Origin of the sequence: Christensenella minuta (assembly GCF_003628755.1) — a bacterium.
In the GTDB taxonomy this organism is placed as follows: domain Bacteria; phylum Bacillota; class Clostridia; order Christensenellales; family Christensenellaceae; genus Christensenella; species Christensenella minuta.
On sequence record NZ_CP029256.1, the window covers coordinates 1,183,934 to 1,198,711 of the forward strand.

At 53.1% G+C, this 14,778-nt stretch carries 11 protein-coding genes; all 11 read right to left on the reverse strand.

The window, feature by feature from the left end; all coding sequences use genetic code 11:
* Positions 1 to 13: 13 nt before the first annotated feature.
* The 11 genes from B1H56_RS05660 to B1H56_RS05715 all read right to left on the reverse strand — a co-directional run bounded on the left by B1H56_RS05660 (position 14) and on the right by B1H56_RS05715 (position 14,750).
* Positions 14 to 904 carry a PSP1 domain-containing protein gene (locus B1H56_RS05660; protein WP_066517965.1) on the reverse strand — a complete coding sequence of 297 codons (891 nt, stop codon included), beginning with the start codon at positions 902 to 904 and terminating at the stop codon, positions 14 to 16.
* Positions 901 to 1,839, reverse strand: coding sequence for a DNA polymerase III subunit (locus tag B1H56_RS05665; protein WP_066517961.1), 939 nt, complete (start codon positions 1,837 to 1,839; stop codon positions 901 to 903). Before B1H56_RS05665 ends, B1H56_RS05660 begins: the two co-directional genes overlap by 4 nt.
* Positions 1,832 to 2,467 carry a dTMP kinase gene (gene tmk / locus B1H56_RS05670; RefSeq protein ID WP_243108752.1) on the reverse strand — a complete coding sequence of 212 codons (636 nt, stop codon included), beginning with the start codon at positions 2,465 to 2,467 and terminating at the stop codon, positions 1,832 to 1,834. The genes B1H56_RS05665 and tmk overlap by 8 nt, the downstream gene beginning before the upstream one ends.
* A 25-nt stretch (positions 2,468 to 2,492) precedes the next feature.
* Positions 2,493 to 3,908 (reverse strand): aminotransferase class I/II-fold pyridoxal phosphate-dependent enzyme, encoded by a 1,416-nt coding sequence (locus B1H56_RS05675; RefSeq protein ID WP_066517957.1) that lies wholly within the window; start codon positions 3,906 to 3,908, stop codon positions 2,493 to 2,495.
* Between the two features lie 15 nt (positions 3,909 to 3,923).
* The gene (locus B1H56_RS05680) at positions 3,924 to 4,385 is read right to left on the reverse strand and encodes a hypothetical protein (protein WP_066517954.1); all 462 of its coding nucleotides are present in this window, start codon (positions 4,383 to 4,385) and stop codon (positions 3,924 to 3,926) included.
* A gap of 80 nt (positions 4,386 to 4,465) precedes the next feature.
* The gene (hflX, locus tag B1H56_RS05685) at positions 4,466 to 6,205 is read right to left on the reverse strand and encodes a GTPase HflX (protein WP_066519204.1); all 1,740 of its coding nucleotides are present in this window, start codon (positions 6,203 to 6,205) and stop codon (positions 4,466 to 4,468) included.
* Positions 6,206 to 6,530: 325 nt separating this feature from the next.
* Positions 6,531 to 7,508 (reverse strand): alpha-ketoacid dehydrogenase subunit beta, encoded by a 978-nt coding sequence (locus tag B1H56_RS05695; protein WP_066517949.1) that lies wholly within the window; start codon positions 7,506 to 7,508, stop codon positions 6,531 to 6,533.
* On the reverse strand, positions 7,505 to 8,476 hold the full coding sequence (locus tag B1H56_RS05700) for a thiamine pyrophosphate-dependent dehydrogenase E1 component subunit alpha (RefSeq protein WP_066517947.1): 972 nt from the start codon (positions 8,474 to 8,476) through the stop codon (positions 7,505 to 7,507). The genes B1H56_RS05695 and B1H56_RS05700 overlap by 4 nt, the downstream gene beginning before the upstream one ends.
* Positions 8,473 to 9,342: a MurR/RpiR family transcriptional regulator gene (locus tag B1H56_RS05705; protein WP_066517944.1), complete on the reverse strand. Its 870-nt coding sequence runs from the start codon at positions 9,340 to 9,342 to the stop codon at positions 8,473 to 8,475. The genes B1H56_RS05700 and B1H56_RS05705 overlap by 4 nt, the downstream gene beginning before the upstream one ends.
* 600 nt (positions 9,343 to 9,942) lie before the next feature.
* Complete coding sequence (locus B1H56_RS05710) at positions 9,943 to 11,346, reverse strand: GntR family transcriptional regulator (RefSeq protein WP_066517941.1); 1,404 nt, start codon at positions 11,344 to 11,346, stop codon at positions 9,943 to 9,945.
* Positions 11,347 to 11,408: 62 nt separating this feature from the next.
* Complete coding sequence (locus B1H56_RS05715) at positions 11,409 to 14,750, reverse strand: response regulator (RefSeq protein ID WP_066519201.1); 3,342 nt, start codon at positions 14,748 to 14,750, stop codon at positions 11,409 to 11,411.
* Positions 14,751 to 14,778 lie beyond the last annotated feature (28 nt).

A 14,778-nucleotide genomic window follows, 5' to 3' on the forward strand; every position in this document is an offset into this window, starting at 1 on the left:
AAAATCAATAGTTTTATTTGCCTTCCGGCGATTTTATTTCTCTGTCCGCCGCGGTTTCTTTTCCTTCCTTCTTTTTCCCTTTTCTCGGCCCCGCGTCCTTCACGCGGATCTCGGAATGATCGTAAACCACAAATTCAAACGTTCCGTCTTCAAGGGGCATTTTCACCTTTACCTTGCCGGTGAGCGCATTGGCATCCGCCACTTCGCCCGGACCGTCCGGCGTTTTCACGGCGTGGCCGACACGCGGCAGCTTGCGGCACATATCGTGGTAGTGTTCCTGCTCGTAATTAAGGCAGCACATCAGCCTGCCGCACAGCCCGCTGATTTTTGTCGGAGAAAGGGATAGGTTCTGCTCCTTCGCCATCTTAATCGAAACCGGCTGGAAATCCCCGAGAAACGCGCTGCAGCAGCACGGACGGCCGCACGGGCCGAGGCCGCCGATCTTTTTGGCCTCATCGCGCACGCCGATCTGCCGGAGCTCGATACGCGTCTTGAATACGGATGCCAGGTCTTTGACAAGCTCCCGGAAATCGACCCGCCCCTCGGCGGTAAAATAAAAGATGATTTTATTGCCGTCAAACGTATATTCAACGTCGATCAGCTTCATATCCATCTTATGCTTCGCGATCCGTTCACTGCAGGTCCGGAAGGCTTCCCTTTCCTTCTGCTTGTTGGCCTCGATTTTTTTGAGGTCCCTCTCGTCCGCTTTACGCAATACCTTTTTCAGCGGCTTTGTGACCTGGCTTTCCTCTACCTCGCGCGGCGCGAGCACCACTTCGCCGAATTCCACGCCCCGCGCGGTTTCAACGATCACTTTATCATCCAATTGCAGCTCCAGCTTGCCTGGATCGAAATAATATATCTTTCCTACTTCGGCAAACCTTACGCCGATAATAAAACTCATAGAATAACCTCCAATATGTGAAAAAGCATACTCTCAAGAGCAAGCTTCGCATTCAGCCCCGCGCACTGTGCACGCTTTACCATGCCGTCAAACAATATTTGCTGCGTGTTCACCAATACAAAATCCCGCAGCTTTGCGTGCCGGGAAATTTCCGGCAGCTTATCCTCATTGACCAGTACCTCCCCCGTGTGTTTATAAAGCAATACGTCGGCAAGGTACTGTAATGCCGCCGTAAGGCACAGGTCTACGGCGCCCTCATGCTTTGTGAAAAGCTCCAGCGTAGCGCTTGTCGCCATATTTTTGGCTGTAAACAGGCGGTTTAAAGCGAGGATCATATCATCCCTTATCTCGAAAAAACCCTTCCCGAGATACGCCGCCGCCAAATGATAATCTCCCTTTGCGGCGCCGGCGAGAACGCGTGCACGCAGCGTGGGCAGATTTTGCTCTTCGTGCAGCAGTTTTTCCGTTTCCTCGCGGGAAAATGACATCTTTAAAATTATACACCGGGAAAGAATGGTAGGCAATATATTTTTGGTATTCTGCGCTCCCAGCATAAATACGGTGTGGCCCGGCGGCTCTTCGATCACCTTCAGGAGGGCGTTTTGGGCCTGGGGCGTCATCGCGTCCGCGCGGGCAATGACAACGGCTTGATACCCGCCTTCATATGGTTTCTTGGCGACCGCCGCAGGAATCTCGCGCACATCGCCGATGCTGATAGTGCTCTTGGCCGGTTCAATGATGAACAGGTCCGCATGGTTCCTGTGCAAATATTTCAGGCAGCCAGGGCAGGCTCCGCAGCCCGTTCCGTCCTTACAGAACACGTGCAGCAGAAATTCATCGATCTGCTCCTGCGTCGCTTCAGGCGACGATCCCGCGATCAGGTAAGCTCCTGCGATGTTTCCTGTTTTCAGCGCATTTTCCAGTATCTCATTCATTGCAAAAGCCGTTTTCCCTGAGGATTTCTTCCATTTTTGTGCGCACAATATCCTGCGTCGCGTATTTGTCTCCCGAAGCGTCGATGCGGACGATGCGGTCCGGGTACATCTCCGAGAACTTCACAAAACCGTTGTAAAGCATGATATAAAACTCTTCTTCCTGTGTCTCGAGCCTGTCATGCACGCGCTTTTTGCTCATCCGTTCAAAGGCGAGGTGCGGCGGAAAATCAAGGAAAAACGTTTTGTCCGGCATCATATCGCCCATCGCAAAGCGATTGATATCCATCACGGCCTCGATCCCAAGACCCCGGCCCACTCCCTGATAGGCGAGGGACGAATCGATAAAGCGGTCGCACAGGACGATCTGCCCGTCCCGCACGGCGGGGGCAATCACTTCTTCCACATGCTGCGCGCGCGCGGCGGCATACAGCAGGGCCTCCGTCCTGTCGCTCATTTCCCTGTTTTCAATATCGAGCACGAGGTCCCGTATCTTTTCGGAAATATTGCAGCCTCCCGGTTCGCGCGTGAGAACTGGGCAAATGCTCCATTCCTCTATCAGGTATTCCGATAAAAAGCGCATCTGCGTGCTTTTTCCGCAGCCGTCTACTCCCTCAAATGTAATAAACAACCCTTTCAAACTTATATGTCCTTTCCTAAACACAAGCAATTTCTATTTCATTGCGGTAAATACCGAAAAGGCCGTATCCACGGTTTCTCAGTAATACCAGGTAATCCACCATGTCTTCCGTTATTTTCTGCCCGGGCAGGATCACCGGCACGCCGGGCGGATAGGCCCCCGCGGGCGCCGCCGCAATGCATCCGATGCCCTCCTCCAGAGGCACACTGCGCCGTTCGGCAAAAAAGGCTCTGCGCATGGGCATCGAAACCTGCGGCAGGTATACCTGCTTCAAATCCTCCGCCGTCATCATCCGGCGGATCTTATAGTTCGATCCTTTGATCTCTGAAAGCGCCGCTTTCAGCAGTTCAAAATCTTCCGCCGTATCGGCAGCCGTGCAGATCAGCACAATATTGGCGATATCCGCAGTTTCTACGGCAATTCCTTTTTCCTGCAGGAAGCGCGCCGCGCCAAAACCGCTTACGCCGCGGTCCGTCACATCGATCACAAGCCGCAGGATATCCCGGTCGTAAGCTCCCGTTTGCTTTGGAACATCCTGAAACACGCACCTGTATCCCCCAAGCGCTTCGATCCGGCGCATATTCTCTTCTACAAGCTGGATCGCTGTGTTGAGTTTTTGCCTTCCCTCCTCTCGCATGAATCCAAGCGCATAGTCGGCCGAAGCCAGCAAGAGATAGGAAGGACTCGTCGTCTGGAGCATATTGAGCCGCGCCTGAATAACCTCCGGCTGAAGGCCCGATTCCACTCCGGCATTCAGCACGGCGCACTGGTTCATCGCGCCAAGCGTCTTGTGCAGGCTGCACGTCCAAACGTCACATCCCGCAGGCGCGGGCGCTGTGGGCAGCAGGTCCGAAAAATCAAAAGCGGCGGCATGGGCGGCGTCGCAGATCACCTTCATCCCCGCTTCGTGCGCCACCGCGCAAATGCCGTTCAGGTCCGCGCACAGCCCGTAATAGTTCGGATAGGTCAGGTAGACCGCTTTTGCCTTTTTATGGAGGGCCACCGCGGAGGCGACGTCCTGCACGCTCACCACGCAGGGCACATCCGTTTCCCGTGCGGACGGATAGACAAAAACAGGCTTCACATCCGCCATAATAAAGGCATTCACTGCGGAAAGGTGAATATCCCGCGCGACGATCACCGTGTCCCCCGGCTCCAAACCCGAAAGCACCGCCGCCTGCACGCCGCATGAGCTTCCGTTTACCAGGAAATAGCTTTCGCGCGCACCCGTATATTCCGCATGCAGCTCCTGCGCTTCCCTAATCGCGCTTTGGGGATGGTAGAGGTTATCCGCCCCCGGAAGCTCCGTGATATCCAGAGTGTTTACCGCTTCAGGCAAAAAGCCCGCCTTCCCTTTATGGCCGGGCATACAAAAACGCGACCGCGCCTCTCCGGAAACGCGGTCCAGCATTTCTACGATCGGTGTCTTCATCGCGCCGGCCTCCTTCTATCGTGCCTTCAGCTTCTCTTTCAATGTCTCCGAGGGGCTGAATAAAATCGCAATATCGCCGCAGTCAACGACATAGGCGTCCTTCTTTTTACGAAAGGTATATTTATATTTTTTCCGTCCGGCAAGCTCTTTTTCCATCGCTGGGTAAACATCCATTTTCCTGATGTTGCGCAGCGGAACCGTGGAAAGTTCTTTTTCGCGCGCACCGATCCTGCGGCCAAAAAGTATCTTGCCTTCCCCGATCACATAAACATAATCCGTCATATAGCGCTTGACAACGAAAAATCCCGCGAGCACAACGATCACGAAAGCAAAAAGCTGCAACCACGGAAGGTTCAGAAGAAATCCGATAAACGACAGGATAAACATCGTTGCCAGAATTGCCCCGACAATCGCGAACGTAATCAATATTCCTGCAAGCGTCCCTATTTTTTTATGGGCCATCTCCTCGCGGTACATAGTAAACTCCCTTCAATTCCTACCGTACATCATATCAAAAAACCGCTTTTTCCGCAAGCCGGGCGGGCGGCGCCCGCCGCTCAGCTTTTCAGCTTTTTGATGGTCTCCACAGGGAGCGTGGCCTCTACGTGCACACCATCGGGCCGGTAGTCCATAGCGACATCTTTGCCATCCCGGTTCACAAGCGCAAGCAGGTCGCCGCGGTCATACCCGAGCGTCCCGCAATAGGTCATAAGCTGCGGCGCCAGTTTTTCCGCGACAAGGGAAAGCAGCGTCCTGAGCCCCTCTCCTGTTTTCGCGGAGATATAAACGGTATCCTGTCCCGCCGCAGGCACTTGAGCAAGCCGGTCTGCCTTATTCATAACCAAAATTTTAGGCGTTTCGTTGGCATGCAGGGAAGAAAGCAGTTCGCGGACCACCTCCATCTGCCCTTCCGCATTCGGGCTGCTTGCATCCGTTACAAGGAGCAGCAGGTCTGCGCGCGTCACTTCTTCCAGTGTAGAGCGGAACGCACTCACAAGGTCATGCGGCAGCTTTTCGATAAAGCCCACCGTATCCGTAAACACCGTTTCCCCGACATCGGGCAGTACGACCCGCCGCGTAACAGGGTCGAGGGTCGCAAAGAGTTTATCCTCCGCCCGCACTCCGGCATTCGTAAGGGCGTTTAGCAGGCTCGATTTCCCGGCATTGGTATATCCGACGAGTGCAACTTCCTTCACGTCGTTTTCCCGCCGCGCGGTGCGGCGAAGCTCCCGCTGCTCTGCAACCTTATCGATTTCCTGCTGCAATTCAAAAATCCGGCGGCGGATCCTTCGCCGGTCGATCTCGATCTTTTTTTCCCCCGGTCCGCGCGTGCCGATACCGCCCCCGAGCCGCGACAGGGATACTCCCTCGCCCGCAAGCCGCGGAAGCGTATACTGCAGCTGGGCGAGCTCCACCTGCAACCGTCCCTCTCGCGTACGCGCATGCGCCGCAAAAATATCAAGGATCAGCATCGTCCGGTCTACGACCTTCACCCCCAACGTTTCCTCGAGGTTACGGGTCTCGAGCGGGGAAAGCTCGTCGTTCATGATCGCAATATCCGCATCCAGAGCGGACATTTGCAGGGAAAGCTCCTGTGCCTTGCCCTTACCGATATAGTAGGCCCGGTCGCGGTCCCTGTTTTGTGTGACGCTGCCTACGACCTCTGCGCCCGCAGTCTCCGCGAGGCGCGCAAGCTCTTCCATACTCTGCTGCAGGGCGTTCAGGCCGACGAGGACTGCCCGTTCCGGGGCATCCTCCGTCTCGTGCATGCGCACAAGATTCTGGGTCCGCTCCGTAGCTGCCGCAATCTCATACATAAGCGCCTGCTGCGGGATACGCCCCGGGCGGAACGGCCCGGTGACCTTTGCCTGATCAAGCGTTTCGCCAATGAATCCGACACACATGGCCGCCGCTTTCCCGTCTTTTACGGAAACCGCCGCCATCGCGTCGAACCTGCTTGAGATCAGCGAACCGATATCCACATTCGACAGCATCGGGCTTCCGCCCGGGTGCGTGTGTATCGCACGGATGCCGGATACGCCCGCCGATCCCCGCCGGACACGCATGTAGGGCAGCTTCACGCTTTTATCCGTCCCCACCGAAACATCAAGCACCCTGCCGCCCCGCGACAGGAATACGGAGATTTCCTTGCCCGTGACTTCCGTAAGGCGAGCCATTTCAAAAAGCATATCCTCCGAGGCAAATTCCTGTGGGGAAAGCTTAAATTCATACAACCCTTTCAATTCTTCTACGGTCCGGGAACGCAGCCCCGCCGTATTTCCATGTATTTCATTCATATTATTGATTATACCAGAAACAAATGCCTTTTGGCCGCATCTTGGCATTTTTTTGTTAAACGGCCTTTTCCCGGTCCGTGCCGCAAAAAATGCGCGCAAACGTGATGTTCCCAAGATAAAACCGTTTCATTCTCCCCCATAAACATGCCGTGTCCGCGAAAGATGGCCCTGCATTCCGGCAAAAAAATATCCGGTGGAAAGCGTACCTGCCTTCCCCCCGGATATTTTTTTGCAGTCCGAAGTTATTCCTGCACCGGCTCCGGTTTGCTTATGATCCCAAAACCGCAAAAACGGCGCGGCAGGCAAAAGGCTTTACCCCCGGCGCCTACTCCAACAACCCCCGCGCAGCCGCATAGATCGTTTCCACCTGCGGAACGGCCCGCGCTTCCAATTCCGGCGAATACGGGATCGGCATATCTTCGCCCGCCAAACGGCTGACGGGTTTCTTAAGATGGAAAAACGCTTCGCTTTCCGCGACTACGGAAGCGACCTCCGCGCCCACGCCGAAGTTCTGTACGCTCTCGTGGGCGACCAGCACCCGGCCCGTCTTCTTGGCCGAACTTACGATCAACTCCGTATCCAGCGGGGAAAGCGTTCTTAGGTCAAGCACCTCCGCATCGATTCCGTCCCGCTCGAGCATTTCGGCCGCACGGAGCGCTTTCTGCAGGGTCATGGAATAGCTGATAATCGTCAGGTCCCGTCCTTCGCGCTTAATATCCGCTTTTCCGACCGGAAGAATATATTCCTCTTCCGGCACCTCGCCCTTCGTTGCATAGAGGAGCTTATGTTCAAAAAACAGAATCGGGTTGTTCTCCCTGATTGCCGCTTTTAAAAGTCCCTTGGCGTCATACGGCGTCGACGGCATAACGACTTTGAGCCCCGGCACATGGCAGAACCATGCCTCGAGGCTTTGGGAATGCTGCGCCGCCGCGCCCGTCCCGCTTCCGGCAGGCGCCCGGACGACGAGCGGTATCTTTACCTGTCCGCCCATCATAAAACGCTGCTTTGCCGCCTGATTGCATATAAGGTCCATCGCGCATGTAAGGAAGTCGGAAAACATGATTTCCACAATCGGGCGGTAGCCCGCCATTGCCGCGCCAACCGCAACGCCTGTGAATCCGCCTTCCGAAATCGGCGTATCCATCACACGTTCCGGTCCGAATTCTTCAAGGAGCCCCTTCGTTACATTGAAGCACCCCCCAAACGTCCCCAGGTCTTCCCCGATCAGAAACACCTTTTCATCCCTGCGCAGTTCTTCCCGCAGCGCATGGGAGACCGCCTGCAAATAAGTGATTTCGCTCATATGTTTTCCTCCGTTGCAAAAACAAGCTCCTTCGCTTCCTCAAACGTCAGCGCTTCCGCCGCCTGCGCATATTCTACCGCTTCCTCGCATTCCCGCTCCACCTGCGTTTCAATGGCGTCGATCTCCTGTCGTGAAAAGCCGTGCTCCACCATATAGCCGGCAAAGGAAACGATCGCGTCCTTCTTCTTCCATTCCTCTTCTTCCTCACGCGTACGGTATTCCCGTTTATCGCTTCTGGAATGACCCATATAGCGATATGTTTTCGCTTCAATCAGGGTAGGACCTTCCCCGCGCCGCGCCCGCCCGGCAGCCTCGCTCACAGCGTCCATGACCGCAAGAACGTCCATTCCGTCCACGATCACTCCCGGAATCCCGTATGCCTGAGCGCGGACCGCAACATCCGGGACCGACACGCTTTTCGATACGTGTGTCGACATCCCATAGAGGTTGTTTTCACACAGATATACGATAGGCAGCTTCCACAGCGCCGCCATATTCAGCGCCTCATGAAAAAGACCGGAATTCGAGGTCCCGTCTCCAAAATAATCCAGGATCACTTTCCCGTTCTTTTCTTTCTTGATGGCAAGCGCAACGCCCGTCGCAATAGGGATCGAGGGCCCCATAACGCCATTCGCTCCAAAGTTCCCCGTCGTAATATCCACGATGTGCATGGAGCCGCCAAGCCCTTTGCAAAAACCGTCCCGCTTCCCGAGAAGCTCGCACATCATACGCCGGAGGTCGGCTCCTTTGGCGATACAGTGCGCATGCCCCCGGTGGCAGCTCATAATATAATCGTCCGGCCGCAACGCATTTACGCCGCCGGCCGCCGTCGCTTCCTCACCGATCGCAAGGTGGGCCGTACCGTGGATCATCCCCTTCATAAACATTCCATTCACACATTCCTCAAATGTGCGTGAACTGAACATCTGGTAATATATTTTTTTCATCTGTTCTTTGGTCAGGTTCATGCTTTTCCATCCTCATCTGTTTTTTGCGCGCTGTTCATATGTATTCTGTTTTTCCCGCGTAATTCCATGCATTCGGCCAATATCTCGAGAATACACATTTCGGCCGTGCGCTTTGACGTATTTTCCCCATAAATAAGTTCCGAGAACACCGCTGTTAAAAGCACGACATCGGATATCCGCGCAAGGGGAGATGCCGGAAAATTGGTGATACTGATTACCTGCGCGCCGTTCGACTTTGCGTACCGCGCCATCCGCAGCGTTGGATCCGATTTCCCGGAATGTGACACTGCGAAAAAAACATCGTTTTCTTCAAGGCGGAACGCCATCGCGGCTGTGAAGGCCACATCCTCTGAAAATTGGATCGGAATCCCGAGCTTTGCAAGCCTGTATTGTATCGCGCGCGCCACTATGCTTGAATCTCCTGCGCCGTACACAAGGCACGTTTGCGCGTGGATCAAAGTGTCCGCGGCGGATTCGATCCTTTTTCCGCTCAGGGTTTTCGCGGTGTCTTCGAGTCCCTGCGCAGCGGAATGAAATACCTTTTCAATGATTTTATCCGTCGTATCGCCCTTTTGTATCCCATCATAAAAAGTAAAGTCCCGTTCACCGTCCGCCTTGCCCAGCACATGCTTCAATTCCGGGAACCCGGTATAATCCAGCTTCTTCGCAAGGCGCGAGAAGGTAGGCTCGCTGCACTGTGCGCGCTGCGCGACCTTCGCAATGCTGGAGGTCCGTACGAACTCCGGATCCTCGATCAGCAGATCCGCGGCTTTTTTCTCGGCCGATTTCAGCGTATCATAAACCGAAAAAAGCCGAACGACACAATCGTGCGGAATAATCTCCAGGCTCTTTTTACTGATTTGCATAAAACAGGCTCCTTCCCTGCAAATTCAAATACATATTCCTGATTTTGCAGAAACCGTATACCTCATTGGCCCGGCTTGCATCCGTCCGCCCGATCCGCAATTCCCGCACCCCGCAGGGTTACAGCGCTCTCAGTAGCGCAGACGTCCGGTTACAGTTCCATACGCATCTTTTTGTAATTATAGGGAAAACCGCTTTCTCTTGTCAAGTATGTTTTTTATCGCATAATCCTTTATTCTTTGCATTTTTTCCTTCATATTTGAATTTTTCACTGTAAATCCTATGCTTTCAATTTTCAAATATCTATTTTTATAAGTGTAAATATATTGTGAATCTTCACTCCATGCTGTGTATGATACGGATGCCCCGCCAGAAAAATTCCGGATCGCTCAGGAAATGATTGGAGAAAGAGTTGCATTCGTCAATATCAAGACGGCTTGAAAACCGTTTGAAGCTGACGGGAAATCATTCCGGGAAAATTTTGCCCAAAAAAAGCCGGACTACAATTCAGTCCGGCTTCGCCTCCCCTGAAATTTTTTAGATTTTAAAACAAAGTCCGCGGAGTCCTTTTCCCGCGTCCGGCCATTTTCCGCTTTTCTGTTTTACCGCCGGCCGGGAAGGATTTCATCCATAGCGCTTTGGAATTGACATTCTTCCCGTTCCATAAGCTTTTTCCATATGTGCGCAAATTCCGGGAACCGCTTTTGCCGCAGAAGCATTTCTGCCTGTGCAATAATTGCGGCATACTCTTTGTGGAGGCTTTTCCCCTTTATCCGGAACAGCACGAACGAATAACCCCACGCCAGCAATTCCCTTAGTCTTCTGTAGCATTCCCGGACAAAACTCAAAGGGCAATGTTCTTCAATAAATCCGAGATAGGCCTCAAAGCAAAGATAGCTCTTTCCATCCCTTTGTATCCGCTCAAGGCCATCCGCGAGGGCACTTTTTTCCGCTTCTTTGGCGTGGTTTAATGTATAGAGGGATATTTGTTCAATTGTCAGTGCGAGCAATTGCAGGCTTTCCCGGTAAAGCCGGATCCCTTCCCATGTCCCTGTCTGTGTGAAATCGACCTTCGCCGGCTCCCGGCATACAAGCGTTCCTTTCCCCTGGTAAGACTTCGTGAGCCCCATACTTTCCAGAAGCCCAAGGGTCCGGCGCACCGTATTCAGGCCTACGCCGTAAGAGTTTGCCATTTGCTGAAGCGAAGGCAGGTAACTGCCGACCGGGTATTGTCCGTTCATAACTCCGCGGATGATATGTGAGGCCAGCGTATACCGCAGCTGCGGCCTTTGACGGTAAATGCTCCAACGGAAAGGAACGGGCTCAGCATCCGCCAGCGAATATTCGGTACGCGCCCGTTCGATAAATATAAGCAGTTCCTTTACTGCTGCATTGTAATCCGCTTCAAATTTCTGTTCCAGTTCGGAAACCGTTTCATTTTTGGTATCCGTTCCAGCGGCAAAGCAGTCTGCCCCCGCCTCCCGCCGGCCGCCCAAATAAGGAAACCGGATATACCGGATCATTTCCCAATAAAGATTCAGAACCAGTTCATTCTTCAGTGTGCCCAACACCAAAATATAAAATTTAACCGGCAGGGCGACAAAATCTGCGGACGTTCCCTTCAGGGTTCGGCGAACATCTTCCCAATCTTCTGCATTCCATTGCCGTATCCCGGTTTTCCAAAGAGGCTCGAATAGCAGTTTCCCCGACTGGAAGAGGTCGATAATTCCCTCTTTTCGGGGTGCGAAATACTCGGCGGCATTCTTCCGAAACTGCCCGGGGCGGGCTTTATAGACGACCTCCGCCGCCTTCCGCGCCGCAACTTTGATATACCCTCTTTTTTCCAGCAGCCTCAGCGCGGAACGAACCGTCGCGGGCGCCAACTGAAAAATCGCGCAAATTTTAAGAATAGAGGGAAGATGTTCCCCCCTGATATAAAAACCGTAAAGAATCCTGGTTTCATAATAGTCATAAACCAATTGATAGCGTCCGCTGTCGGTTTTCACCGTCTCACCCCTCCCTGATACGTTTTCAATTGTACCATATTGGGCCCGGTTTCTAAACCTGTTTATGACCGATCATCCTGATCCGGTTTTTTTATCAGATAGTGATACAGCAATTCCTTAAGTTTATTTACATCAAAGGGCTTTGGGAAATGGCCGTTCATCCCCGCGCGCAAGGCCGCGCGTACATCTTCGTCAAACGCATTGGCCGTCATCGCTATAATCGGCAATTTTTTTACATCCGTACGGTCCATTGCCCGGATCGCCTTCGCAGCTTCGTAACCGTCCATCCGCGGCATTTGGATATCCATCAAGACCAGGTCGTAATATCCTTCTCCCGATTTCGCAACTTTTTCAACCGCCTCTTCACCGTCGCAGGCCTGTTCGACCTCCGTCCCCATTTCTTCAAGCAGGGTCCTTGCAATTTCGCGGTTCATCACATTGTCCTCTACCAGCAGAACCCGTTTCCCACTATAATCGCCGAATGAGTCCGCCAGGCCGATCTGCCTTAAAGGATGCCTTTCTCCGCTCAGTTCATTGAACAGGTAACAAAGCTTTGAACGATACAGGGGTTTGCTCATAAACGCTGTTACCCCGGCGCTTCTGGCGTCGTTTTCAATTTCGATCCAATCATAGGCCGTCAGTACAACAATCGGGATTTCCGGGCCGATTTCCTTCCTGATTCTGCGCGCCGTCTCAACGCCGTCCATCCCCGGCATTTTCCAGTCTGCGATCACCAGCCCATACGGATCCGACGTGTTTTTTGCCTCCGCGACACATTCGACCGCCGCAGTTCCGGTTGTTACGAAGTGCGTACGCAAGCCGATTTCTTCGAGGAGCTCCGCAACGCTTTCACAGGTCTGCAAATCATCGTCCACAATCAGGCTGCGCATTCCCTTCCATTCTTCCGGGGCCTGTTCCTGCTGCGCATCCTGCGGCCGCAGTGGAAGCGTTACGGTGAAAACGGTTCCACGTCCCGGACAGCTTTCCACCTGAATATCTCCGTTCATCAGGTCTATTATATTCTTCGTAATCGCCATCCCAAGACCTGTCCCTGCAATCCTGCTGCTCGTAGAATCCTGCGAGCGCTCAAAAGGCTGAAAGAGCTTTGTCAAAAATTCTTCATCCATCCCAACGCCGGTATCCGCGCAGCGGAATACGTAATTCTGGTATCCCGTCCGCATGCATTTCTCCTGCCATAGTTCAACCCGGATGCTTCCTCCTTCCGGAGTATATTTAACGGAATTGCTCAAAATATTGATATAAACCTGCCGGATCCGAAGGGGGTCTCCGATCACCGCTTCATTTTGCATCCTGATGATTCGGACATTCATCTCCAGCCGCTTTTCTTCCACCTGGGGATATACCAGTTCCACGGCGTCCGTTGCCAGATTTGCCAAATTGAACGATTCTTCGCGCAGGGAGAGCTTGCCGTTTTCAATTTTGGACATATCCAGGATGTCATTAATCAAGCTCAAAAGGTGACGGCTGGAAAGATCGATTTTTTTCAGGCATTCCCGCACCCGTTCGGGATCGTCCGTATGGTTCGAGGCGATGGCCGTCATGCCTACGATCGCATTCATCGGCGTCCGGATATCATGGCTCATATTTGACAGAAAGCTGCTCTTGGCGTCGCTCGCAGCTTTCGCACGCTCCAGCGCACTTTGGAGCGCCTCTCGCCGGCGCTGTTCCTCATAGCGCTGTTCATCGATGCGGCGCGAAATAAGAATCGCCAGCTTATCCCCTGAATAAGGGTTATTTACATAAATGATCTGCGTTGACGTCCAATGGTACTTTCCGTCCGCAAGCATTTGCTTCGCTTCCAGGAAGACCTCGTTTTTTTCTTCGCCGAGCGTCCGGCGGAGGTTTTGCGGTGCAAACCGCCGGACGAATTCCTCCTCGTGATCCGAATGAAATGTAGGTTTCATTTCTTCAAAAAGCTCGCCGTAGGTTTTTTGCTTGCCCAAACCGAGCATCAGGCCGGATTTCACATAGATAAAATTGACCGTGTCCTGTGTCAGGTTGATGCTGATGATTATGGGATACGCGTTGGAGATCGCCCCCACCAGAGTATGCCGTTCCTGCAGCTTCTCCCGTTCCCTTTCTTCTTCGGCCAGCTTCTGCCCTGTGATATCATGGATCGCCGTAATGAAAACCGGGGTGCCGCTGTCGTCCAGCGTTTTTTCTACGATTCCGGCAGCCCAGAAAAAATCTCCGGTCTCCTTCTGAACACGGACCTCGAAGATGCTTTTTTGTCCGCCGCCCGCCGTTTCCCGGAAAAGCGCTTCCATTCTTTCATAATCGTCCGGGCAGATCACGTCCCGCAGGCATTTCCCATCCAGGGCGTGCTCGGGAACAGGCTCCTGAAATCCAAGCAGGCGCAGCCCCTCCCGGTTCAATTGCAGAAAATAATAAGGGTATTCTACACCGATCAGCGCGATCCCTTCCGGGACGGCATTATACAGGTACCCGATATACTCCGCCTGATTTTTCAATTTTTTATTCGCTTTGTTTGCATAGTGAAAATAAAAAATAATCAGCAGGAAAATCCCCAATATAATGCTGAAAATCAAAACCATGGAGCGTTGCAGGATTTCATTCGTCTGCGCGTTCACCACTTCTGTCGGTATAATCGACATAAAATACCAGTCCGATTGCAGGCCCAGCGGGGTATAACAGAAAACAGTTTCCTGATCCTGATAATCGAAAACCGCCCAGCCCGTATCGGAATTTTCCAGCGCCTGCGCAAACCGCGCCAGGCTTTCCGGATCGTTTTGGGATGCGGACAGGATATCGAATAAGTTCTGCACCGTTTTATTGCTGTTCGGATGCGGCGAACGGATTAATACGTCCCCCTCCGTATTCACCACATAGGAAAATCCGCTGTCATGATAAAAGGATAGGCTGAAGCTGTCCACAATGTTACCCACTTCATATTCTTTTACCAGATATCCCCGGGTACCGTCTTTCAGCCCGACGGCCACAAACAGGTCGAAAACATTGGCGCCCGTCACGCTGCTGATGTGGGGATCAATAATGCCCGCAGCCTCGTTTCCATACCCGGCTGCCAGCATTTCTTCCACTTCTTCGTCTGCTTGCGCCCCCGCCGGAATACAGGTCCCGTCCGGCAGATACAGGCTGATGCTCTCGTCTGCCAGTGCATATCCGCCCAAAATCCGTTCCAGCCCGTCCCGCTGCCCGGACGAAAAATTTTTCACATGTCCGGCGGCCGTTTCCATCGATTCATACGCATTGCGCAGTTGGATTTTCAGAGTGCTGCATCCCTGCTGGGTGCTTTCCATGATTGTCTCGACGGATTGTTCCCACAGCTGCCCTTCCACATCCCGCACAAAAAAAAGGGTCAGTATGCTCAGCACTGCGCCAACAAGAACAGCTGCCAGTACCATTTTCTTTTTTGCGCTCCACGCGTTACTT

Coding starts and splice junctions, on each gene's coding strand:
- B1H56_RS05705 (WP_066517944.1), bottom strand. CDS start 9,342: ATGCAAATCAGTAAAAAGAGCCTGGAGATTATTCCGCACGATTGTGTC.
- hflX (WP_066519204.1), bottom strand. CDS start 6,205: ATGAATGAAATACATGGAAATACGGCGGGGCTGCGTTCCCGGACCGTA.
- B1H56_RS05680 (WP_066517954.1), bottom strand. CDS start 4,385: ATGTACCGCGAGGAGATGGCCCATAAAAAAATAGGGACGCTTGCAGGA.
- B1H56_RS05660 (WP_066517965.1), bottom strand. CDS start 904: ATGAGTTTTATTATCGGCGTAAGGTTTGCCGAAGTAGGAAAGATATAT.
- B1H56_RS05700 (WP_066517947.1), bottom strand. CDS start 8,476: ATGAACCTGACCAAAGAACAGATGAAAAAAATATATTACCAGATGTTC.
- B1H56_RS05715 (WP_066519201.1), bottom strand. CDS start 14,750: ATGGTACTGGCAGCTGTTCTTGTTGGCGCAGTGCTGAGCATACTGACC.
- B1H56_RS05665 (WP_066517961.1), bottom strand. CDS start 1,839: ATGAATGAGATACTGGAAAATGCGCTGAAAACAGGAAACATCGCAGGA.
- B1H56_RS05695 (WP_066517949.1), bottom strand. CDS start 7,508: ATGAGCGAAATCACTTATTTGCAGGCGGTCTCCCATGCGCTGCGGGAA.
- B1H56_RS05675 (WP_066517957.1), bottom strand. CDS start 3,908: ATGAAGACACCGATCGTAGAAATGCTGGACCGCGTTTCCGGAGAGGCG.